12 protein-coding genes are annotated in these 24,998 nt (G+C 34.6%); 10 read left to right on the forward strand and 2 right to left on the reverse strand.

The genetic code is table 11. The features are described from left to right. The first annotated feature begins 16 nt into the window (after positions 1–16). The 10 genes from GCQ56_RS02970 (at position 17) to GCQ56_RS03015 (ending at position 21,944) form a co-directional block, all read left to right on the forward strand. Complete coding sequence (locus GCQ56_RS02970) at positions 17–1,267, forward strand: efflux RND transporter periplasmic adaptor subunit (protein WP_152732898.1); 1,251 nt, start codon at positions 17–19, stop codon at positions 1,265–1,267. Between the two features lie 4 nt (positions 1,268–1,271). After that, positions 1,272–3,620: an ABC transporter permease gene (locus tag GCQ56_RS02975; RefSeq protein ID WP_152732899.1), complete on the forward strand. Its 2,349-nt coding sequence runs from the start codon at positions 1,272–1,274 to the stop codon at positions 3,618–3,620. Positions 3,621–3,640: 20 nt separating this feature from the next. Next, a complete protein-coding gene (locus GCQ56_RS02980) occupies positions 3,641–4,324 on the forward strand; it encodes an ABC transporter ATP-binding protein (RefSeq protein ID WP_152732900.1) in 684 nt (227 codons plus the stop codon). A 99-nt stretch (positions 4,325–4,423) separates the two neighbouring features. Continuing rightward, a complete protein-coding gene (locus tag GCQ56_RS02985) occupies positions 4,424–6,862 on the forward strand; it encodes an ABC transporter permease (RefSeq protein ID WP_152732901.1) in 2,439 nt (812 codons plus the stop codon). A 30-nt stretch (positions 6,863–6,892) separates the two neighbouring features. Next, positions 6,893–7,183: a hypothetical protein gene (locus GCQ56_RS02990; RefSeq protein ID WP_152732902.1), complete on the forward strand. Its 291-nt coding sequence runs from the start codon at positions 6,893–6,895 to the stop codon at positions 7,181–7,183. An 82-nt stretch (positions 7,184–7,265) separates the two neighbouring features. Further along, a complete protein-coding gene (locus GCQ56_RS02995; protein WP_152732903.1) occupies positions 7,266–8,516 on the forward strand; it encodes a hypothetical protein in 1,251 nt (416 codons plus the stop codon). 322 nt (positions 8,517–8,838) lie between these two features. Continuing rightward, positions 8,839–18,348 carry a gliding motility-associated C-terminal domain-containing protein gene (locus GCQ56_RS03000; RefSeq protein ID WP_152732904.1) on the forward strand — a complete coding sequence of 3,170 codons (9,510 nt, stop codon included), beginning with the start codon at positions 8,839–8,841 and terminating at the stop codon, positions 18,346–18,348. 35 nt (positions 18,349–18,383) lie between these two features. Next, a complete protein-coding gene (locus GCQ56_RS03005) occupies positions 18,384–19,445 on the forward strand; it encodes a type IX secretion system membrane protein PorP/SprF (RefSeq protein WP_227005972.1) in 1,062 nt (353 codons plus the stop codon). Between the two features lie 85 nt (positions 19,446–19,530). After that, on the forward strand, positions 19,531–20,895 hold the full coding sequence (locus GCQ56_RS03010) for a choice-of-anchor Q domain-containing protein (RefSeq protein ID WP_152732906.1): 1,365 nt from the start codon (positions 19,531–19,533) through the stop codon (positions 20,893–20,895). After that, entirely contained in the window at positions 20,895–21,944 is a 1,050-nt protein-coding gene (locus tag GCQ56_RS03015) for an endonuclease/exonuclease/phosphatase family protein (protein WP_227006006.1), read from the forward strand. Before GCQ56_RS03010 ends, GCQ56_RS03015 begins: the two co-directional genes overlap by 1 nt. Positions 21,945–21,989: 45 nt before the next feature. Here the strand turns inward: GCQ56_RS03015 and GCQ56_RS03020 are convergent, their stop codons facing one another. Both GCQ56_RS03020 and GCQ56_RS03025 read right to left on the reverse strand, forming a co-directional pair. Next, complete coding sequence (locus GCQ56_RS03020) at positions 21,990–23,444, reverse strand: monomeric [FeFe] hydrogenase (RefSeq protein ID WP_152732908.1); 1,455 nt, start codon at positions 23,442–23,444, stop codon at positions 21,990–21,992. Positions 23,445–23,582: 138 nt separating this feature from the next. Next, positions 23,583–24,995 carry a CCA tRNA nucleotidyltransferase gene (locus GCQ56_RS03025; protein WP_299992929.1) on the reverse strand — a complete coding sequence of 471 codons (1,413 nt, stop codon included), beginning with the start codon at positions 24,993–24,995 and terminating at the stop codon, positions 23,583–23,585. Positions 24,996–24,998 lie beyond the last annotated feature (3 nt).

Here is a 24,998-nt window from a genome sequence, read left to right on the forward strand (position 1 = left end):
AACAAGTCAAAAAAATATGGATAGAATTATTGAAAAAAAGCCGTGGTACCTACAGCGGAAAAATTGGTACATGGCTGGTGGCGTAATTGCTATAATCATTCTTTACACCGCTTTTTTAGGAACATCAGGTTTGAGCCTGCGTGTGGATAAAGAAAAAATCTCCATCGCCGATGTTAAAACAGATTTTTTTCAAGAGTATATTTCACGAACGGGTACGGTTAATCCAATAACAACAGTTTATTTGGATGCAATTGAGGGCGGACGTGTTGAAGAGATATTGCTTGAAGAAGGTAGTATGGTTCAAAAAGGTGATGTGATTTTAAGATTGAGTAATTCGGAGCTAAACCTTCAAATTTTAAATTCGGAAGCTGGATTTACCGAGCAAGTGAATCGTTTGAGAGATACCCGATTAAGTATGGAACAAGATCGTTTAAATATTAAGCGTAGTTTGTTGGAGATTGATTTAAATCTTGCAAAAAATAAAAGGCTATTTAATAGGAATAAGGTATTCTTCAAAAAAGATTTAATTTCAAAAGAAGAATATGAAGCTTCGAAAGATGACTATTTTTACTATGAAAAATTAAGAGATCTACTTTTGGAGAGACAGAAAACGGATTCTTTATCTCGTACAATTCAAATTGAAAGGTTGGAGGGGAACTTGAGAAAAATGGAAGATAATTTGGATTTAGTTCGTGAGAAACTTCAAAACCTTAATGTTAAAGCTCCGGTAAGTGGACAGTTGGGATCACTTAATGCTGAATTGGGTGAGTCGAAATCGAAAGGTCAGCGATTGGGGCAGGTGAATGTTTTGGATAATTACAAGATAAATGCCTTGGTTGATGAGCTTTATATTGCCAGATTGAATAAAGGATTAAATGCAAGTTTTCGTTTCAACGGAAAAGATTATAAATTAAAGGTATCTAAAGTTTACCCAGAAGTACGCAGCGGACAATTCGAAATTGATTTGAAATTTAATGGAGGATTGCCTGATGGAATTAGAACAGGTCAGACTTTTAGAACTAAAATTGAATTGGGAGAACCAAGAGAAGCATTGTTAGTGCCAAGAGGTGGCTTTTTTCAAAGTACAGGTGGACAATGGATTTTTGTTGTTGATCCATCGGGTGAATTTGCAGTGAAAAGATCAATAAAACTCGGAAATCAGAATCCAAAATATTACGAAATATTAGAAGGTTTAGAGCCAGGAGAAAAGGTAATTACGAATTCCTATGAACTTTATGGCGATTCAGAAAAACTTCTTTTAAAATAAATGCATGATAAAAATTCTACTCAATACAGTTTTTAGAAGTCTTTACAAGCAAAAAGCCTATTCAGCAATTAATATTGTTGGTTTAGCAGTAGGTGTAACTTGTACGCTTCTAATTCTGATTTGGGTTGATTATGAGATTAGTTTTGATGATTTTCATGAAGATATTGATCAAATTTACACGGTAATTGAGCATCAAAATTATGCTGATGGTGAAATTTTTTCGGTTTATTCTACACCTGGTCCTCTTGCTGAATCAATAAAGAACGATTATCCTCAAGTTGAATATTCTTCCAGGTTGGTTAGCACATGGGGGCAGTTGGCATTGTCAGCAAATGGAAATAATTTTATTGAGAATGGAGGAAAGGTTGTTGATCCGGATTTTTTCAAGATTTTTTCATTCCCAATACTTGCTGGGGATAAGAACAATCCATTGAGTGGAGACACTTCAATTGTTCTAACCAAACGAATGTCGGATAGACTTTTTGGTGATATTGACCCAATTGGATTAACCGTTGAGATCAACTCAAAATATCGCTTTCAGGTAAGTGCAATTGTTGAAAACGTACCGTCGAATTCGTCGATTACATTCGATTTTTTTCTCCCGTTTAGTTTCTTTGGAGATTTGTGGGAGTTTGATTTAAGTGATTGGGAAGCAAATACCTTTCATACTTTTATAAAAGTTAAAAAAGGTGCCAATGGTAAGTTATTGGGAAATCAACTAAAGAATTACGTAAGGTCAAAAGTGCCTTCTTCAAATGTTGATCTGGATTTACAGGAATTTAAGAAGTACCACTTGTATTCTATAAACCCTAATCGGGCAGGTCCTATATGGTATGTGCAAGTATTTGTGCTGGTCGCAATTTTGATATTACTAATTGCCTGTTTTAATTATATGAATTTGGCTACAGCCAGATCGGAGAGAAGGGCTCGAGAGGTTGCAATGCGAAAGGTTGTGGGGGCTCAACGAAAAGGATTAATAGGTTTATTTTTAAGTGAATCGGTAGTATTTACAACTATTGCTTTAGGTATTGGAATTGTTTTAGTAGAATTATTACTACCTACATTTAGTGATATTACTAATCGTACTCTTTCACTAAACCCAGGTAATATTAAATTTCTATTTGTAGTTGTAGTTATAGTAGGTTTAACGGGAGTTGTGTCAGGTAGTTATCCAGCTTTATTTTTGTCTTCATTTGTACCCATTCAGGTTATTAGAGGAGAGGCAAGACATGATTCTGCAACATTACGTAAAATACTGGTGGTGATTCAATTTACCATGTCAATTGCATTGTTTATTTGCACTTGTGTAGTGTATAAACAGTTAAATTTTCTCCAGAAATCGGATATTGGATACAATAAAGATAACATTGTGTATGTTGAAATGGTTGATCGGTTTTACGATTATTATCCTGATTTAAAGGAGGAATTGGTGAAAATTCCAGGAGTAGAATGGGTTACATCAGCCAATCAAATGCCTATTAATTTTAGAAATTCTACTTGGGATGTTAGCTGGTCAGGAAAATCGGAAGATTCTGATGATGTTCTCTTTTTGCTTTCATTTGTCGATTTTGATTTTATCGAAACATTCGAAATGGATGTCATTCAGGGAAGAGGTTTTACTAAGGAATTCGAACCGGATAGTTCTACTTTTATAATTAATGAATCGGCTGCCGATAAAATGAATATGACCTACACAATTGGTGAAGAAATTAGTTTGTGGGGAAATAAGGGAGAGGTTATTGGAATTGTGAAAGATTTTAATTTTAACAGTTTGCAAGTTGGAGTTGATCCATTAATAATGATGAGAAAGCCGAGTGCTTTTAAATATATAGGAATCCGTATTGGAGATGATAAGCAGCCAATTTTAAATCAGATAAGAAAAACATGGCTGAAAAAGGTGCCGGATGTGCCTTTCAATTATCGTTTCCTTGAAGATGATTTCAGCTATTTTTATCAGGCAGAATCACGTATGGGAAAGTTATTTGCATCCTTTACCATTATTGCTTTTATCATTTCTTGTTTGGGATTATTTGGATTGGTGTCCTTTGTTACCGAACGCAAAGCGAAAGAAATGGCAGTTCGAAAAGTATTTGGAGCCAATCTCGAAAATATTTTTCAGGTAATGTTCAGGGAATTTTTAAAATGGATAATGTTATCTAATGCAATTGCATGGGTGTTGGCATTTTTTGTAATGGAATGGTGGTTAAATGGATTTGCTTATAGAATTGATATAGGAATAGGCATTTTTATATTGGCTGGTTTTATTTCCATGCTGATCACCTTTTTAACAGGATATAGACAAATTGCAAGCTTAAGTACTAGTGCTCCTGCTAATATATTAAAATATGAATAAATAATACTAAAAATAAGGCTATGATTAAAACTAAGAACTTAATTAAGGTTTTCCGCACCGATGAAGTGGAAACAACTGCTCTTAATAATGTTAATTTAGATATTAATAAAGGTGAATTTGTTGCCATTATGGGACCATCCGGATGTGGTAAATCAACTTTATTGAATATTATCGGCTTGTTAGATAATCCTAGCAATGGAGAGTTGCATTTTAATGGTTTTCAGGTTGAAGACTATACCGAAAGGCAAAGAACTAATCTGCGAAAAGAGAATATTGGTTTTGTATTTCAAAGCTTTAATCTGATTGATGAATTAACTGTATTTGAAAATGTGGAACTGCCTTTATTGTATATGAAAGTATCTTCTTCGGAACGTAAAAGAAGAGTGAATGAAGCACTCGAGCGTATGAGTATTGCTCATAGGGCGAAACATTTCCCTCAGCAGTTATCTGGTGGTCAGCAGCAAAGAGTTGCCATAGCAAGAGCTGTTATTTCAAATCCTAAATTGATTTTAGCCGATGAGCCTACTGGAAATTTGGATTCGGCAAATGGAGAAGAGGTAATGAATCTTTTAACTCAGTTAAACGAAGAAGGAACAACCATTGTAATGGTAACTCACTCACCATCTGATGCAGACAGAAGTCATAGAATCATTCAATTGTTCGATGGTCATGTTGTGACTGAGAATATGAGGCAGAAGCTATAAGAGTTCAGTTAGTAACTGTTTGTAGTAATGGTTTACTTGTTGAAAAATAGCTAAATAAATAGAACGATTATCTTCATTTTTTTACTGAAAAGAACGTCTATGTTAAAGAATTTTTTAATCACGATACTCCGGAATTTTATCCGAAACAAGTTTTACACGACTTTAAATATCATTGGTTTATCAGTTGGATTGATTTGTGCTATATTAATTGTACTATTTGTCCAAGATGAGCTTTCATACGATAAATACAATGTTAATCATGAAAGAATAATTCGATTATCATCAGATTTTACTATAAATGGTAAGCGCGATCTTGTTGCTACTTCAGCTATGCCATTTGGACCTACATTTAAGCAGGAATTTCCCGAAGTTGAAGAGTTTGTTCGGATTCAGGGTTCTGGTCGTCAGCAATTTAAATATGAAGATAAGGAGTTTTATGAAGAAAGGATCGCTTACGTTGATTCGAGTGTATTTAAGGTTTTTAGTTACGAGCTAATTAAGGGAGATCCGGAAAAAGCATTAACAGAGCCAAACACTATTGTTCTGAATGAAACACTTGCTAAAAAGTACTTTGGAGATGAGGAGCCTGTTGGTAAAATTTTACTTGTTGGTGAAAATAGACCTTTTACTGTTAAGGGTGTAATGAAAGATATTCCTTCCAATAGTCACTTCAAGTTTAATGGTTTTTACTCCATGAAAACATTGGAAATCATAAGAGGAGCAGAAGATTTTAATAGTATTGAGCCCATACGATTTTGGAGTTTTAGCAATTACACATTTTTGCTGTTAAAAGAGAATACTAGCAGTAGTGCTATTATGGAGAAGTTTCCGACCTACTACGAAAAGTATATGAAAACATTGGGCGATCAATTGGGAGTTACCTATAAATTGGTCATTCAAAATTTAGCTGATATTCATTTAAAATCCGAATTGCAATGGGATGCACCGACGGGTAATGTAAAGTATATATATATATTATCTGCCATAGCCTTTTTTATTCTTTCCATTGCAGGAATTAATTATATGAATATGGCTACTGCCAGATCTACAAAAAGAGCTAGAGAGGTTGGTATTCGTAAAGTTGTAGGTGCATATCGGGAAACTTTGATAAGACAATTTATAATGGAGAGTTTGTCTTTAACGATTTTGGCATTAGCTATTGCCTTAATTGTTGTAGAGCTGATTCTTCCAATGTTCAGTAATCTTGTAGATAAGGAGTTGGTGTTGACATTTGCTGAGACTCCTGAGATTATATTTTTCTGTGTGGGAATTGCAATAGTGTTAGGTATTGTATCTGGTAGTTATCCTGCATTTTATTTGTCGTCATTTCATCCTGCTGTTATTCTTAAAGGATCAACAAATCGTGGCAAATCGGGTGGATTATTAAGGAAACTATTAGTGATATCTCAATTTACAGTGTCCGCAATAATGATTAGCGGAACCGTAATTGTTGGACTGCAGTTGAAATATATGAATAATAAAGACATGGGATTCAGTAAGGAAGATATCCTAGTGTCTGTAGTTAGAGATTCTGTTTTACGAACGCAAATTGATCCTTTAAAAGATGAATTGAAGAAAAACCCAAATGTTAAAGCTGTTGCAACTTCAAGCTCATTAATTGGCTTTGGAGGTTCCAAAACAGTGCATATGTTCGAAGGCAAGGAAGGCATGGAACAGTATGCGTTAAATTTCAATGTGATTGATTTTGATTACTTTGATTTAATGGAGATGAAAATTTTGCAGGGACGAAAGTTTGATAGAAAATTTGCATCGGATACAAGTTCAGCTTTTATAATCAATCAGGCAGCAGCCATAAAATTTAATTGGAATGAGGAAGCTTTAGGTAAGAAATTGCAATTTGGAGTTGAAATAGAAGGAACCGACGACGATGATGGAATACGTTTAGGTGAAGTTATTGGAGTTATGGCTGATTTTCACTACCAACCTTTGCGTGAAATGATTGAGCCTATTAACTTTTTAGTGAGTGAAGATCCACAGACCCGAGGCGTATTGCATGTTAAAATCAATTCTGAAAATAGAGAGGAAACGGTGGAGTATGTTGAGAGTATCTGGAATGAATTCTGTCCAAATATGTCATTTAACTATTTTTTTCTGGATGATAGGATGAAAGATGTTTACGATTCTGAGGAAAGGTTAAGTTGGATATTTTCCATTTTTTCTCTGATAAGTATTTTGATTGCATCTCTTGGACTATTTGGCTTGTCGTCGTTTATGGCAGAACAAAGAACCAAAGAATTAGGTGTTCGTAAAGTGCTAGGGGCATCTATTGGAACCTTGGTTTATCTGCTTACCCGAGAATTCATGCGATTAATTTTAATTGCGAATATTATTGCAGTTCCTATTGTTTACTGGGCTATGAACATGTGGTTGAACGATTTTTCGTATCGCATTGAAATTTCCTGGTGGATTTTTATAATAACAATTCTAACCTCGTTATTTATTGGTTTGTTTACGGTGTCATGGCAATCGTATAGAGCTGCCTCGTCGGATCCTGTAAAAGCCATTAAGTATGAATAATAATTAACCCATAATCTAAACTTTTAACTTATGAGAGAAATTTGTGTGCCAATTCCATTTACTGATGATAATCAGGTGGCAGAAGTTGAGGTGAAATTTAAAGACAAAAAAATAAATGTACAGTATCGCCTCGAGTCTTTTTCCTGGGATGTTACGGATGAAATGAAAGCCGAAAATGATGATCAAATAACGGAGAATCTTTTGAAAATTTATAAGCTGAAACAACTTATTGCGGATTATGATTCTGATTGGGAACTGATTCAAATTTTCACACCTACCGAAAGTTCGAAATATATCCAGGTATTATTCCGAAAAAAGTAAGCTTAATTTTTTTTGTTTGCTGCTGTAACTTTAGTGTATTTTGCGCGTCTTACCAACGAAACAAAATTAAAAAGTGGCAAGCATGAAATATTTATCTAAGGCTTTAGTATTCTTTTTTCTAGTAATTAACTTTCAATTTGGTGGATTAAATCTTAATGCTCAATCGTATAATTGTTATCTATATGGATCGATTACTACGGTGGATGGAGATGTTTATGAAGGACCTATTCGCTGGAACGATGAAGAGGTATTTCTCACTGATGTTTTTAATTCAGAAAAAATTGAGAATCCTTATTTAAAATATTTGGATAAGGAGATTAGAGACGATAAATATAATGGAAAAGGGAAATCTCGATACGGTTTTGAGGTGTCCAGAGGAAATTATAGAGATGTTCAATACGCTAAATACATTAGGAAATTTGAATGTCGGTTTGGTGATATTGCGTCCATTTCAGTTACCGGAGAAAAATCTGTTAATTTGGAGTTGAAAACTGGAAAGTTTATCAACTTATCTGGGGGATCAAATGATTTGGGAAATAAGGTTTGGGTTCTTGATAATGAGCTGGGCTTGATGAAAATTGATTGGAACAGAATTGATGTGGTAAATTTTTTCAGACCAAGCATAAAGCCAGTAGAAAATTTTGGAGAGCCAATTTATGGAAAAATAACTAGTACTATTGGTGAGTTTGAAGGGTTCATACAATGGGATCACGATGAAAGATTGTTAAGGGATAAATTGGATGGTTGGAGTAGAGATGGAGATATTAGTATTCCTTTTAGCAAAATTAGCAAGATCCAAAAAATAGAAAGAGGTAGCCGAATTACTCTACCATCAGGTCGTCAACTTGAACTAAAATCTTCGAATGATGTTACCCGCAACAACCGAGGGATTATTGTTACCATACCGGAAGTCGGACGAATCGATTTTACTTGGGAGCATTTTTTGTCTCTTGAACTGATGCCAATACCTCAAAATGTAGTTACTTGTTTTTCCGAGTTTAAAGATTCTGATCGTTTGTATGGAAAAATCACTACTCACAATGACAAAACGTATGAAGGAGTAATTGTTTATGATTTGGATGAGGCTATGGATTCCGAAATATTAAATGGTTTAAACGACAAACTTGATTTTTCCATTCCATTTCGAAATATTAAAAAAATAGAACCAAAATCTTATAATTATTGTCTAGTTGAACTTAAGAATGGAGAAAATTTATTTTTAGGCGATAAGACTGATGTATCTGGAAAGAATTTAGGTATTTTGATTTTTACAGGCTCGGAAGAATTCCAATTTTTTAAATGGGAAGATGTTAAAGTGTTGGAAATCTTGTAGATGTAAGGTGTTTTAAGAGTATTGTTTGTCTGAACCCTGATTGGATTTTTATTCGATTAGGGTTTTGCTTTTCTAAATAACTGATTTGGGATAAATTACCCTTGTTTAAATATTCTAAAACAAAAACTATTCATAACTTGAGGGAAATTAGTTCAAAATGTATTGAAATAAAATAGGGGTAATAATTAATATGTTGAAATTTTTCCCCAAATTTGAAACTTATTTATTTTTCTCTCGTCAAAACAAGAAGTTCTTTTATTGATAGAAATATTGTTTTTATCTAAGCTGTTGGGAAATTTGACTGATTAGAAAACTGTTTGTTATGAAAAGGTACGGAGCAAGTTTACTCTTATTAGTATTATTACATATTATTAGCTTTAGCACATTGGCTCGCGATTTTTATTGGATCGGGGGCTCTGGTAATTTCAATGATATTCAACATTGGAGTGATCAGCCTGGAGGTAAGGTTAATTCAGGTGCTTTGTTGCCAGATAAAGACGACAATGTATATTTCGACCAATATTCATTTCCAGACCCTGGGGCCACAGTAACAATTACTAATGTTGCTAGATGTGCAAATATGCATTGGGGCGATGTAAAAAATATGCCAACGCTTACTACAGATAGTAACGAGGCTCATTATCTTGTCATTTACGGAGGAGTAACTTTTAATAATAATATGATTCTTAATTTGAATCGTCCATTATATTTTAGAGCCAGTACAATTGGAAATGAAATTGATTTTGGCGGGAACGTATTTGATGGTGATTTAGTTTTTGAAAATAATGGTGGCTGGAGAATTACGAGTGAAGTAGATATCATAGATAATGACATCTATTTTAATCAAGGAACTTTAAGCATTGAGGCAGATGTGAATTGTGGAAGGTTTATATCTGAGAATTCGGTATCAAGAGAATTGTTTTTGAATTCATCAAACATAAACCTGAATAAAAGTGGCAGTTCGGTTATATCAATACAGACTGAGAATTTAAATATTACTCCTGGTGATTCTAAAATAAGCATTCTTTCAAATAATTCTTCAATTGAAACATCAGGTACAAAAAGTATTGAGTTTAATGATGTTGTGTTTGAAGGAAATTCCGGGATTGTTTCAACATCCGCTCTTCAGGCATCGTTTAATGAGTTGACTTTTAGACAGAATGGTCGTCTTCAAGGACAAAATGATTTTCAGGAATTAGAATTCACTCAGGGTTTTACCTACGAGATTGATAGCGATGGAGTACAAAATGTTCAAGATGTATTTATAGCAAAAGGAGAGTGTTATGCTTATATAACTATTAATGGAGCAAATTCCGGAGGTTTTATTTCAGCGGAAAATGTAGATTTAAATTATCTGAAAGTTAAGAATATATCAGCTAGTGGAGCTGCGGTTAATTTCAATGCAACTAATTCTTACGATTTAGGTGGTAATACAGCCTGGATTTTTGGCGATCCTTCATTTGCTGATTATACATGGACAGGTGCTACTGATAACAATTGGGGAACTCCAAGTAACTGGAGCGATAATTGTGTTCCTTCCAGAAATAATAATGCAATTATACCAGCTGGTTCAACCGTAGAAATAGATGTGCCTGCTGAATGTAAGTCATTGGATATAGATGATAATGCAACTTTAGGTGGATCTGGTGTTTTAGATATTTATGGATCATTAACCGCTACAAATTCTACTTGGGCATACGATGGCGAAACTTGTTTTAAAGGTACAGCTGTAGGAAATACAATTTCCATTAATGCTACAATGGCAGGTTCTATGGTTGTTGATGGAACCGGAGAATGGAGTTTACTTACCGAATTAAATATTGACAATATTTTAAATATAAACTCAGGAACCTTTAAAGCCAATGGAAATGTAATTTCTATTGATCAGTTTAATTCCAATTCCATGTTGCCGCGTACTTTTGACATTACGAATACAAATGTTAAAATTAATGAAGGAGTAACAAAAGCTTGGAGTGCTGAAGGTAGTAATTTTATATTGGTTCAAACGGGATCGGTAATTACATTAACACAAAGCGGAGCAGAGTTTTACAATAATTTGCCTGATGGGGTTATTTATGGAAAAGTGGTTTTTAACCCACTTGATAATTTAGTCTTTTTAACCAATGGTGATGATACTTCATATCCTGAATTTGAAGAGCTGAAATTTAATGGAAGCGCAAATATTGTAGGTAACCATCAATATTCAAATCTGATTTTATCAAAAGGAAATGAATATACTTTTGAAGAGGGAAGTGTTCAGAAAATACTTGTTGGTGATGGTTTTAGTGCACATGGTACTTGTTCCGAGAACATTACATTAAAAGGTAATGGTGGTGTTGCTTACCTGCAATGCGACGTTAATTCAACAGATATTGTAAGAATTAGAGTTGAGAATGTAAATGTAACTGGTGGTTTTGCCGGAGTGTTGGAAGCAAGAGAATCAATAGGAGTTACTGGTTATGATGGCTGGGTATTTCCAGATGATTTGATGGGAGGAGATGTTTACTGGACTGGTGATGTAAATGATGATTGGTTTGAGGCGGGAAACTGGGATATCGGTTGTATTCCTACACGTAAGGATAATGTGTTTTTTGAGGATGCAAAAGTTACAGGAAGTTCTGTTGTAAAAATATCTATTAAGGGTAAGATTGCAGAATGTAATGATATGACCTGGAAAGATGCTACAGGAATGACATTTAACGGGGATCAGCCATTGAATGTTTTTGGTAGTTTTGACTTAACAGGAATGACAGATGGTCAAAATAATTTCTCTGGTGAGATTAGTTTTAAATCAGAAGAGTCTGAAATTATAAAAACAGGAATAATTCAACTTTCGAGTGATTTAAAGTTTGAAGGTAACGAACAAGAAGATGGCAGTTGGAATTCTGGCACATGGACATTAGATGCTGATTTAATCACCATTGGATCTATTGTACTTGAAAATGGAAATTTAGTAACAGCAAATAATAATATAGAGACAAAAGAATTTCTATCTAATTTTGGTGTTGATAATATAAGAAGTTTAGATTTAGGATCTTCTACTGTTAGTTTGGAACGAATGGAGGTTTCTGCTGAAGCTTTCACATTAAATTCTGGAACTTCATTAATTGAATTCAATGTTGCTGGAGAATTTGTTATTTCTCAGGGGGATGAGATATTGAATTTTTACAATGTTACCTATGATGAAAGTGATGGAAATGCTTATTTAGATGTGTTTGCTAATGATGTTAGTTTTAATGAAATGGTATTTAATGGAAATACTTATTTCCGAAAAACAAATACTACAAAAATCGGATTTACTGCTGAAAGTATTCGAACGGCAGTTGGTAAAACCTATGTTTTTGAAAGTGGACAAACCTATGTATTAGGTAATGTAATTGCAAACGGAGCTTGTGAAGGTACTATTGATATTACTGGTTCTGATTCGGATGCTGCAATATTTAAAGCAAAAACTGGAGTTGCTGATATTGAGGTGAATTCTGTGAATCTTCTAAATATTAATGCAGATCCTGTTGACGTTTTTGTAGCTAAATCTTCTCTGGATTTAGGTAATACCACTGGGTGGAAATTTGAAGATGAGCCAGTCGGTGATGACTTGTATTGGATTGGTGGAACTGGAAATTGGGATGATCCTGATCATTGGGCAACATTTCCAACGGCAACAGTAGCAGATGGATGTGTGCCAACAGCAAAAGATAATGTATATTTTACCGAATATTCGTTTACTGATTTCGATCAAATTGTATATACAGGAGCAGGAGACATTCGTTGTCGTACAATGGATTGGACGGGATCTGAAACAGCTCGACCTAATTTTGAGATGGGAGCTACCGATATTTCTGGTGTTTATATTTACGGATCACTAATATTGAATTCTCAGGTTGATATTGACTTATCACCAATGGTAGATTTCTATTTTAGAGCTACAGAAGCTCAGAATATTAACACTTTTGGTTATGTATTTCCTAATAATGTTGAATTTGATGGAAAAGATGGAGTTTGGAATATGTTAGCAGATTTTCAGACCGAAGGAGATTTATTTATCCGCCATGGAAAGCTTGTCGCGAATGGAAACTTGCTAGAATGTAAGAGTTTAACATCTACAGATACACCAGAGGGAATTAATTCAAGAGGACTGGATATTGCAAATTCCAATGTAATTATTAACGGTAGTGAAGATGGATCGGGAAGATCAGTTTATATTAATTTAGCTGATGAATTTTATGATCAAGGATTTGAACTGATAGCCGATAATAGTACTGTGAAATTGGCTGATAATGCAGAGCTTGTCTTAGTAGGAACCGGAGCTCATAGTATTAGTTTTAATGAATTGATATTTGAAAACGATGGTGAATTAGAATCTGGATTCTCTGGTTTGGATGTGTATGTTTCACATTTGTTGTTCAAAGGGAATGGTAATATAAATGGTAAAAACAATAGATTTGGAACACTTGAGTTATCAAGAGGTTTCGAGTTTAAATTCGAGAAAGGAAGAACGATTACTACCGATAATTTATTAGTAGAAGGGAGTTGTTTTGCACCAATTTATCTGCATTCTTCAAAAGAAGGTGTTGGTAACGAAACATTTATTGTGTCTAAGAATAATGTAGTTGGTAATTTTCTTGAATTAAAAGATATTCATGCTGATGTTTCGAGTGGAGTAAGTTATACTGCAACAAATTCGTTCAAACTTGGAAATGTCGTTGGCTGGAATACTGATGAGACAATTGCACCAATAGCTTTATATTGGACAGGTAATGGAGTTGATGATAGTTGGCACAATCATGAAAACTGGAGTAGGGCTGCAGATGGAAGTGAAGAAGGTTGTATTCCAACTCTTAACGATGACGTATTTTTTACTGAAAACTCATTTCTGGGAAGTAAGTTAGTGGAAATTACTGCTGACGCACGTTGTCACAATATGACGTGGGAAGATGATATCGATCCTGATGCGAATTTTTCAATAAATTCAAAACTACAAATTGGTGGATTCATGGATCTTGCGGAAAGTATGACTTTGGATATGCAAGGTGTTTTTGAGTTTATCGGTGATGGAATTTTAGGAGATAAGATTGTCGATTTTGCAGAAAAATCAATGGATGGAGATATTAGATTTCAAGGAAACGGACAATCGTGGATTTGGAAATCAGGATTGATTACATCAGGTGATTTATTTATTGAGGCAGGATATGTTTCTACTCAAGGTCATAATTTTACAGTGAGTAAATTTAGTTCACTTTCATTAGATGATTTTGATGCAGTTCGTAAATTTGACATGTCGAATTCTTTGGTTACGGTAAGTTCTGATGAAATTACCGGCTGGAATATGATAATGAATACCACTGGAGGATTGGAATTTATAAGTTCAGATTCTAAAATTACTTTTACCAATGGTGGTGGAATTTATTGTAGAACAGATGGTGATGTAAGTTTCGGTTTTGTTGATTTCTTTAATAATGGTGTTATTAATATTACTAGTTCTTCAGATTTAGAACATGGACATTTTAATTCTGTTCGATTCTTAGAACAAGGAAAAATATTTGGAAAAAATTCATTCTCAAATCTCGAGTTTACTTTAGGATATGAGAATAACACAATTGAATCAGGAAAATTGATTACCATTGAATATGATTTAAAGATGGAAGGTGTGCGTTGTTCTTATGTTTTTCTAAAAGCAAGTACACCAGGATCTCCTGCATTTATTAATAAACCATCTGGTATTTTTGAAAAAATATACAATGCATCACTTACTGATATTCAGGGAACTTCGGGATCGGGACTAAATCACTTGGTAAAATACAAATACGATAATACACGCAGTACAGGATTTGAAGAATATGTTGATCCAAGTGGAGAAGAAAATCCACCATCATTTGAAGATAGTTTTGATTTGCCTAAAGAAGAGTGGTGTAGTAATGTTGCTGTTCTTGATCATGTTAAAGGATTTCCAATTAATAATTCCACAACATTTCAATGGTATTATAGTATTGATGGAGCCGCCGACCCTTATGAAGAGATGGATGGAGAAACAAATGCAGTGATTGAAGTTACTGAAAATGGATTTTATAAAGTTGAAGTAATTTATGGATTAACCAATGAAGCTACTCCATGTATTATTGAATCTATAATTGAAGTTTCACTTGGAGAAGTTTCAACAGTTTCATTGGAAATTACCGCAAACAATGTAAAATGTTTCGGAGAAAATAATGGTCATGTTGTTGCAAAAGTTAAATCAGTTCAATATCCGGAATATCAATTTTTCTGGAAAAATGAAGATGGTGTTGAACCAACTAATACTACAAATAAAACAGAGTGGGAAAATACTGCAATCAATTTGGCACCTGGAAAATATTACGTAACTGTTGCTGATGGTAAAAATTGTGAGTTCGATACCATAGTAAATATTTTCGATGCATATGAATTATTGATAGATGATATCGATACCAAAGATTTAACTTGTTTTACTGTTCCGGAAGGAGAAATAAAAATTTCTGCCTCTGGAGGAACAGGAAATTTATCTTATTATCTGGATGGAGAAATTCAAGCAGATGAAAATTTCACAGATTTGTTTTCTGGAGATTATAAAATTTTCGTTCAGGATGAAAACAATTGTAAAACAGATGAAGTTGATATTACTCTAAATTCAAATCCTGAAATTGAGCTTTCTTTAAATGGAATGGACTTAAGATGTTATGGGGAAAGTAATGGAGAATTTTCACCAACGATAACTGGCGGTGTTCCTGACTATTCCTATTCATGGTCTGGACCTGATGGATTTTCTTCAACAGATTTAAATATTTTTGGTTTGTCTGGTGGTACATATAAATTAACAGTAACAGATGATTCTGGTTGTATTGCGGAAGATGAAAATGACTTATCTGAACCTCAGGAACTCATTGCAGAAGAGTTAGTTATCGAGCCGACAACTTGTCATGGTGAAGCAACCGGTGAGCTGTTTGTAGTAGGTGGACAGGGTACTCCAAACTACAGGTATTTACTTGATGGAGTGGAAGATGCAACTGGAATATTTAAAGGTTTAGCCCCTGAGAATTACGAATTACGTATCATTGATGCCCATGGGTGTATATATGATCAGGATATCGAAATAACAGAGCCTTCAGAAATAAGATTTCAAGTTGCAGATAAAGTTTTACCATCTTGCGAAAAAACTGAAGATGGAATTATTCACATAACTCCGTTTGGAGGAAATGAAGGTTATACTTTTTCATGGACAGGTCCGAATGATTATAAATCTTACGATCAAAATATTGAGAACCTTATCTCTGGTGAATATCATTTAGAAATTACGGATAAGAAAAATTGTTCCTCATCGGATGTTGTTGATTTGGATCTCGGTCTTACTCTTCAATTAGGATTGGTAGTTGAACAACATGTGAAAACAGCCGGTACAAATACTGGAATTTTGGCTCTTGAAATTTTAGAGGGAACAATTCCTTATACATTTACAATTAGTGGACCTGGAATTTCAATAGATAGTCCGGATAATTTTGATGATCATTATTATTTGGAAGGAGATTTACCTGCAGGAGTTTACACGGTTATTGCTAGTGATGCATCAGGATGTGCGACAGTGGAAAAATCCATTATTATTGAAGAACCGGAAGGGTTATTTGCTTATGTTGAGCAAGTTAAGTCTACTGGTTGTACTGGAGGATCAGACGGAGAATTGACGGTTGTAGTTGCCGGAGGTACAGGAACTTATGCTTATTCATGGACAGGACCGGGAGGGTTTTCTGCTTCCACAAAAGATATAACAGGATTAGTAGCTGGTGTTTATAGTGTGACAGTTAGTGATGGTGGAAATATTGCGAATGCTAATTTTGAAATGTTACCAGCTGATCCAATTGTTGCAAATGTTGCAAGTTTTAATAATGTAACTTGTTATCAATCAGCTGATGGAATGATTGAATTGGCTATTGAAACTGGTGGTGTTGATTATACTATTGAGTGGACTAGTGATAATGGATTTTTATCATCAGCCAAGCGAATTTTGGATTTAGAACCGGGTATTTACGATTATAAAGTGACCACTGTTGGAGGATGCTTTGTAGAAGGTAATCAGATAATTACAGAACCTGATCCTCTTAGTATATCAGTGGAAGCTTTTGATATTAGTATTGAAGGAGAAAGAGATGGTAGTGTAACTGCTAATTTTGGAAATGGAACGGCTCCATATACAGTATTGGTCTCAGGACCAAATGGTTATTCTTTCTCAGAAATTGGCAATACTTCTGGAACTTTAACTGTTACCGGATTGGAAATGGGAATTTATGAAGTTGCTGTTATTGATGACAATGGATGTAGAATCGAGGATTCAAAGAAAGTACATGAACCGACCAAACTCTTGTTGTATACAACATCGGTAGTAGATGTTGTTTGTCCCGGAGAAAATACTGGATCGATTACTATAGGTGTTGAAGGAGCTAGTGATCCTGCAAATCTTACATTTACCTGGAAAGGTGATAATTATTTTAGAAGTAATGATCAGGATATTAGCAATTTAAAAGCTGGACAGTATGAGTTAACTCTATATGATTCAGGAGGCGAGCCTGGTTATGAAGAACAACGACTTATCGTCCATATTGTAGAACCTGATATACTGAAAATAGAATACAATTTGGTTAATATCTCTTGCCCGGGAATGAATGATGGGTATATTAATATTCAACCACAAGGTGGTACACCTGGCTATTCATGTGTTTGGACGGGGACTGGTGTTTTGCCTAATGATGAAGATCAAAAGAATTTAGCACCAGGTATTTATACAGTTGTAGTTACTGATAATAATGGATGTATTTCAGAACCTAAAGATATTGAGGTTATTGAGCCTCCAGCTTTAGTTGTGTCCGTTGAAGATTTTAAAGAGCCAACCTGTTATGGTTACGAAAATGGTTGGATTCATTTGAAAATAGAAAATGGTACAGCGCCTTATCTCGTCGAATGGGATAATTATGGTAGTATAACTCAGAATATTGAGGAACTGGAAAATGGACTCTATAATTTTACGGTAACCGATGATAATGGCTGTAGTGTTACTGATAATATTACGCTTAATGAACCAGATACTTTAATAGCTGAAATTAATGATTACACTGATGTATTGTGTCATGGCGATGGAACAGGAAGAGCTTATGTTGACATAAGCGGCGGAACTCCTGATTATACTATTATTTGGTCTGATAGTCAGGATACTCAGGAAGCTACCGATTTAAAGTTAGGGACTTATGAGGTTTCTGTCACAGATACACAGGGATGTACTGATGTTTCGAGTATAGAGATATTTGAACCTGAACCATTAGCAATGGAGGTAGAGGTAATTCGTCCAACCACTTTCGAGTCGATGGATGGAGGATTAAATATAGATGTAACTGGAGGTGTACCTAATTACATGTTGGATTGGGTAGATCAGGATTTAAACTCCTATACTGGAGCGGACATTAATGATTTAGAAAGAGGTACTTATCAATTGACAATAACGGATCAGAACAATTGTCAGATTGATTCAACCATAGTACTTGAATATCTGTTCGAACGAAGAGTAAGAATTCCGAAAGCATTTACACCAAATGCCGATGGATATAATGATTACTGGGATATCGAACGAATTGAATTTATACAAGATCTTAAAATAGTTATTTACGATAGGTGGGGTAAAGCAGTTTACAAGTTTAGTGGTACCGGTAATGATTACAGGGGTGAGCCTTGGAAAGGTGCCGATGGAACTAAAAAATTACCAATAGGATCGTATTATTACGCCGTTGAGTTGGATGATGAGAAACCAATAATGGGTACTGTGACTATTTTAAGATAATGAAACGAACTTTTAAACCTGAGCCAAATATTCTAATGAGAAAAACATTAATTGTTTTAGGAATCCTCTTGTGGGGACTTTCTCAAGGAAAAGCCCAACAATTGCCTTTGTATAGTCAATATGTAGAGAATGGTTTTCTTCTAAATCCAGCAATGGCAGGAAGTAGAATGTATTCACCTTTGCGATTGAGCTTAAGACAACAATGGGCTGGAGTTGAGGGAGCACCAGAAACTCAAGCATTAAGTTTTAATAAAAATTTAGGAAATAAGTGTACCACTTGTAATGTAGTTGGTAATCCGCTTGCACGAAGAAATAAGCAAAGAGGAGTAGGTGTTGGTGGTTATTTTTTTAACGACAAATCCGGAGCTGTTTCAAGAACAGGATTGGAATTGTCTTACTCTTACCATTTGCAATTAACCAGAACGCGCTTAGGGCAATCAGGAACGAAGTTAGCCTTTGGTTTAGGTGGTGTTTTTTATCAATACAAGTTCGATGGAAGAGATATTCCTGTAAATGACCCTTTGTATACCGGAACAGACGAAGTTTCTTATGTGCCTGATGCTAATTTTGGGGTGTATTTGTACAACGATAATTACTTTGCAGGACTATCAGCGGTTCATTTGTTTGAATCTTCGGTTAGACTTGGTGATAATATAAGCAATGATGGTGTAATGTTACGTCATTTTTATGCTACAGCTGGATATACTTTTCACTTACGAGATTTGATTGACCTGGAACCATCGGTTATCGTTCGAAAAACGATGGATTCGGATATGTATTACGATGTGACGATGAAATTGTACATTAATCATTTTTGGATGGCTGCTTCGTATCGTACTAATGATCAAATTGTGGGGATGATTGGAGTAAATTACAATCAGTATTACATTGGTTATTCTTACGATCATTATACCGATAATTTGATTGCAGATAGTAGTAACGGTACCCATGAGATAACCTTGGGAATTAATTTTGATATCCCAAATAAAATGAAGCGCGAAACCCGACAAAGGGAACGAAGAGCTGCAGACCGAAATTTCAGTCGAACTAAAACCAGGAGAATTAAAAGACAAAGTAAGAGTTATATCTTCTTTTAAAAATATTTAGTTGTTAAATTAAAGTCCGGTATAATACATAAATACCGGATTTTTTTTATCTTCAAATTTGTTAAATTTCTAAAGTATGAAGAAAATAGGTTTTATTGTAACCGCAGTTTTACTTACTCTTATTATCATTTCCTGCGATAAGGATGATGATTACAATATTAATCCTGATTTTAGACTTTCTTTTTCAACAGATACTGTTGCCTTTGATACACTATTAACTGGATTTGGATCTACTACAAAACAGCTAAAGATTTACAACAAGTCTTCATCAAAAGCTAAACTTTCCAGAATTTTTCTATACAATGATAATTCTCCTTATCGATTAAATGTGAATGGTGAGCCTTCTGTTCAGTATACCGATATCGAAATTAATGCGAATGATAGTCTTTATGTATTTGTTGAGGTTGATTTACAGCCAACAGGTATAGATGAAGCAAAGAAATTGGAAGACATTTTAGTTTGTGAGATAAATGAAAATCTCCAGGGAGTCATTTTAGAGACATATGCACAAGATGTAACTGTAGTTGATACGGATGTAGTCAGTTCTCAAGATTGGTTGGGAAATAAGCCCTATTTAATCAAGAATGCTATTTCTGTTGCCGAAAATGTTTCATTAACTATTCATGAAGGAGTATCGGTATATTTTCGCAAAAGTGGTAGTCTTAAAATTAATGGTCAACTAACAGTAAATGGTACATCTGAAAATCCTGTTTATTTCGGGAGTTCAAGATTCGAAGAATTGTATGATAATGTTCCTGCACAATGGGATGGATTGTATTTTTCTGAAAGTAGTTTAAACAATTCATTGCAGTACTTTACCATTGAAGATGGAATGAATGGATTGAATTTTTCAGGCGATAAAAATCAGGAGAATTCGTTGACTTTAAGCTTTGGAACGATTCGTAATTTTAGTCAAAAAGGAATTTCACTAAACAATGTTGATGCTTTGATGCATGATTTAGTTGTATCAAATTGTGGTGAGGAGTGCTTAAATGTAGAAGGTCAAAGCAAAGTAGAAGTCTATCAATCAAGTATGTTTAATGCATGGATTTATGGAGTTCGTGTTGATAATGTAGTAAATTTAGATTTAGCAGAAGGTGGTTCATGCAACATTGGGAATAATATTATATGGGGATCGCATAGTAATGAATTGAGTATGCAGAACATTTCAAATATAGAAATTGATAATTGTATTTTGAGGTTGTCAGATGCGCAAGCAAGCGAATATGCATCTTCATTAACAAACTGTTTACTTAATGAGAATCCTTTGTTTATTGATTCTGAAAATAATGATTTCAACTTGGATGCTGATTCACCTGGTATAAACAATGGAAAAATTGCAATTGGATTACTTTATCCAATCGATAAAAATGGAGTAAACAGAAACAGTGATGCTGCTCCTGATATTGGTGCCTTCGAGTATTTACAAGCAAATGAGTGATGAAAATTTATGCCCTACTATTTCTAATTACAAGTTGTCAAATCGCACTTTCCCAATCAGTTATTGATGGTAAGGAGGAGGATAAGCGTGGTGATGTAAGAGTGATTTTTTACAATGTTGAAAATTGTTTTGATTGCTTTGATGATAGTTTAACGCTTGATAATGAATTTTTACCGGAAGGAGAACGACACTGGAACTGGGATAAGTACAAGCAAAAGACAAATAAAATATCCAAAGTAATTCTAGCCGCTGGTGGATGGGAGTTTCCGGATATCATAGGACTTTGCGAAATTGAGAATCGTTTTGTCTTGGATGGAATATTCAAAATAGGGCATTTGAATAAAATCAACTATCAAATCATTCATCGCGAATCACCCGATCGAAGAGGTATTGACGTTGCATTAGTATATCAATCGGAAGTATTTCAACCTTTAGATACCAACTTCTTACAATTGAAGTATAAGGGAGAGAACGTCTCGACAACAAGAGAAATTTTATACGTTAAGGGAAAATTGCACACCTCTGATACGATCCATTTATTTGTGAATCATTGGCCATCGAGGTGGGGAGGTCAATTGGAATCTGAAAACAAAAGAATATCAGCAGCTACATTATTAAAAACCACTATAGATGCGATACTGTTGGATGATACTTCGGCAAAAATCTTGATTATGGGAGATTTTAATGATCATCCAGATAATGAATCTCTTAAGAGTATATTGAATGCAAGATCTCCAATTGATGAGATTTCGGATAATAACTTATACAATTTAGCGGAATCTTTTGTGAATAGTGGAAGTATAGGAAGTTATAAATATCAAGGAAAATGGGGAATGCTAGATCAATTTATTGTTTCGGGTGCTCTTCTTAATAAACGAGGAATATTGTATTGTAAAACGGATGCAATGAGTATTTTCGCACCTGATTTTTTACTGGAAACCGATGAAACACATTTTGGGACAAAGCCGTTGAGAACATTTTTAGGCTATAAATATCATGGTGGTTTTAGTGACCACTTACCCATAGTGCTTGATTTATGGAGGAAGTAAAAAAAATAGCGGTAATGTAATATTACCGCCATCTTTCAAGTATATTTAATCTTCAAGGCTTTCTATAAGAGCTGCCAGATTTTTTTCGTAAAGTTTACTTCCGGTTTTAGGATCGAAGTTAGAACTTGGTCCGGCAATACAACCACCTTCGCAAGCCATTACTTCAACAAAATTACCGCTGGTTTTTCCTGTTTTACCAAATGCTTTCAGCATTTTAATTTTCTTTTTATCCAAACCATTTACAATAACTGGTTTGATATTTACATAGGGTTTAACCTCAAGTACCGATTTGGCAACACCACCACTGGCTGCATAAGCTCTACCATGGTTTAAAATGCTTTTATCTAAGGTTAGAGGGATTTCTTTACTGATTTCGATATTCCATCCATTAAACAGTGCTGAAAGCTCTTCAAAAGTCATTACGTAGTCTACATTTGGATCTTTCATTCCTTCGCGACGTTTGGCTATGCAAGGTCCGATAAATATAATCTTGGCATTTGGATATTGTTTCTTTGCAATTTCGGCAGCATAGTACATCGGACTTTTTGTTTCCGAAACATACTTCTGGATTTCAGGAACGTGTTTTTCTACAGCCGAAACGTATGCAGGACAGCATGATGTGGTCATGAATGGAGCTTTATCTTCCAATCGCTCCAACAATTCATCAGCTTCGTTTACCGTAGTTACATTTGCACCTTTAGCTACTTCTAGAACATCATTGAATCCAAGTTGTTTTATAGCTCCTAAAACGGTATCGGTTGTTGATTTAAATTGACCAATTACCGCAGGAGCAACAATTGCTATAGCTTCAGTATTTTCATCTTTAATGGATTTCATCACATCAACAATCTGAGAATTCTCCATGATAGATCCGAAAGGACAGGCTGTGATACATTTACCACAGTCGATGCATTTGTCTTCATTAATTTGTTCAATACCATATTCATCTTTTGAAATTGCACCGACAGGGCATGCGTTTTCGCAAGGAACTGGCATGAATATAATAGAGTGATAAGGACAAACATTCATACAAATACCGCAATTGATACAAGTTTTTGGATCAATTTGAGCTTGCCCATTTGCATTCCAGCTTATGGATTGCTTAGGACAGTTCATCATACACGGATGAGCAACACAACCTTTACACAGGTTGGTTACGATGTAGGAATTTTTTACACAGGAAGTACAAGCTTCATCAACAACGGTTAGTATTTTGTCGATAGGATTTTTTCTTTCAAGTGCTTCTTCAGCGTATGATGCAAGTGTTTTTAATTCATCTCGGTCATCTTCTAATTCAAATCCTAAAAGAGGGATTAATTTTTCTTTGATAATAACTCTTTCTTTAAAAATACAACAACGATCAGAATCAGGTTTTCTTCTTGGAGCCATTTCCAGCGGAATGCGATCAAGTCCCTCAGTAAAATTTCCTTCGTTAAAAAGCTCTGCCATTTTTGATAGCAAATCTCTTCTGATAATCATCGTATTGTCTACGTAGGCCATTTAGTATTATTTTAAATAGTTAGCTTGCTGTTTCAGGCGGCAAAAGTAAATATTATGCAGAACACGATATCTGCTGTTTAGCATGCAAAGGTTGTATAACAGCAAAAAAAACTCGGGATGATTCCCGAGCTGATTTTTTTATTTTTTGTTGATAGGTTCAAGTCCCATCTCTTTTCCTTTTTCAAGCATGTATTGAAATGCTGCTTCCCGCTCATTTGGTATAATTCCATCTAAAATAGCATCTTTAATTGCTACTTTAATGTCTCCAATCATTTTGCAGGGAGATAAGTTAAAAGTGTCGATAATTTCCTGCCCATCGATAGGAGGTTGAAAATTACGAACAGCATCTTTCTCTTCTACCTCTTTTAATTTTCGGCGTACCAATTGGAAATTTTCAAGGAATCGTTTTACTTTTTCTTCATTTTTTGAAGTGATATCGGCTTCGCAAAGTTTCATTAAATCTTCGATATCATCTCCGGCATCGAAAAGTAGTCGACGAATAGCAGAATCTGTAACAACTTCTTGAGCCAGCACAATTGGTCTCATGTGAAGCAATACCATTTTTTGAACGTATTTCATTTTTTCATTCAATGGCAACTTCATGTTTTTAAAGATTCTAGGGATCATTTTTTCACCTACAAAATTGTGCGCATGAAAAGTCCATCCAATTCCTTTTACAAATTTTTTAGTATTGGGTTTGGCAATATCATGCAGTAATGCCGACCATCTCAACCATAAATTGTCTGAAAAGGGAACCAACTGATCCAATACTTCCAATGTGTGATAAAAATTATCTTTATGGCTAATACCATTTCTGGTCTCTCTTCCTTTCAATTTCTGGAACTCTGGAAAAATGAGTTTTAACAAGCCACACTCTTCAAGTAACTTAAATCCAATCGAAGGTTTATCCGAAAGAACAATTTTATTGAGCTCTTCAATAATTCTTTCCTTTGATATGATATGAATTCGATCTCTGTTTTTCTTGATTGCCTCAAAAGTTTCATCAGAAATTTTGAAGTTCAATTGAGTTGCAAAACGAATGGCACGCATCATTCTCAAAGGATCATCTGAAAAGGTAATCATAGGATCCATTGGTGTTTTAATAATCTTATTATTCAGATCATCAATTCCTCCAAATGGATCAAGAAGTTCACCAAAATTATCTTTATGCAAGCTTAAAGCTAAAGCATTAATAGTAAAATCTCTTCGTTTTTGATCATCCTCCAAACTACCATCTTCAACAATCGGATTTCTGGAATCGCGGTTATACGATTCTCGTCTGGCACCCACAAATTCAACTTCAATATCTTTAAATTTGAGCATTGCGGTACCAAAATTTTTAAAAATAGAAACTTTTGGTTTTCCGGCTTTTGCGGCGACTTTTTGTGCCAATTCAATTCCACTTCCAATTACAACTACATCAATATCTTTTGATCCACGTTGTAAAAAAATATCTCTCACGAATCCACCAATCACATAGCTTTCCAGGTTTTCCTGACTTACTATTTCTGATATAATGGAGAATATAGGATGCTTTAAATGTTCTTTCACTTC

It is taken from the genome of Marinifilum sp. N1E240, from assembly GCF_009295825.1.
Classification (GTDB): Bacteria; Bacteroidota; Bacteroidia; order Bacteroidales; family Marinifilaceae; genus Marinifilum_A; species Marinifilum_A sediminis.

What these genes read in the sequence shown, in the direction of transcription:
- GCQ56_RS02995 (WP_152732903.1), top strand. Translation starts at nt 7,266, where the DNA reads ATGAAATATTTATCTAAGGCTTTAGTATTCTTTTTTCTAGTAATTAAC.
- GCQ56_RS03010 (WP_152732906.1), top strand. Translation starts at nt 19,531, where the DNA reads ATGAAGAAAATAGGTTTTATTGTAACCGCAGTTTTACTTACTCTTATT.
- GCQ56_RS02990 (WP_152732902.1), top strand. Translation starts at nt 6,893, where the DNA reads ATGAGAGAAATTTGTGTGCCAATTCCATTTACTGATGATAATCAGGTG.
- GCQ56_RS02985 (WP_152732901.1), top strand. Translation starts at nt 4,424, where the DNA reads ATGTTAAAGAATTTTTTAATCACGATACTCCGGAATTTTATCCGAAAC.
- GCQ56_RS03020 (WP_152732908.1), bottom strand. Translation starts at nt 23,444, where the DNA reads ATGGCCTACGTAGACAATACGATGATTATCAGAAGAGATTTGCTATCA.
- GCQ56_RS03005 (WP_227005972.1), top strand. Translation starts at nt 18,384, where the DNA reads ATGAGAAAAACATTAATTGTTTTAGGAATCCTCTTGTGGGGACTTTCT.
- GCQ56_RS02970 (WP_152732898.1), top strand. Translation starts at nt 17, where the DNA reads ATGGATAGAATTATTGAAAAAAAGCCGTGGTACCTACAGCGGAAAAAT.
- GCQ56_RS02975 (WP_152732899.1), top strand. Translation starts at nt 1,272, where the DNA reads ATGATAAAAATTCTACTCAATACAGTTTTTAGAAGTCTTTACAAGCAA.
- GCQ56_RS02980 (WP_152732900.1), top strand. Translation starts at nt 3,641, where the DNA reads ATGATTAAAACTAAGAACTTAATTAAGGTTTTCCGCACCGATGAAGTG.
- GCQ56_RS03015 (WP_227006006.1), top strand. Translation starts at nt 20,895, where the DNA reads ATGAAAATTTATGCCCTACTATTTCTAATTACAAGTTGTCAAATCGCA.
- GCQ56_RS03000 (WP_152732904.1), top strand. Translation starts at nt 8,839, where the DNA reads ATGAAAAGGTACGGAGCAAGTTTACTCTTATTAGTATTATTACATATT.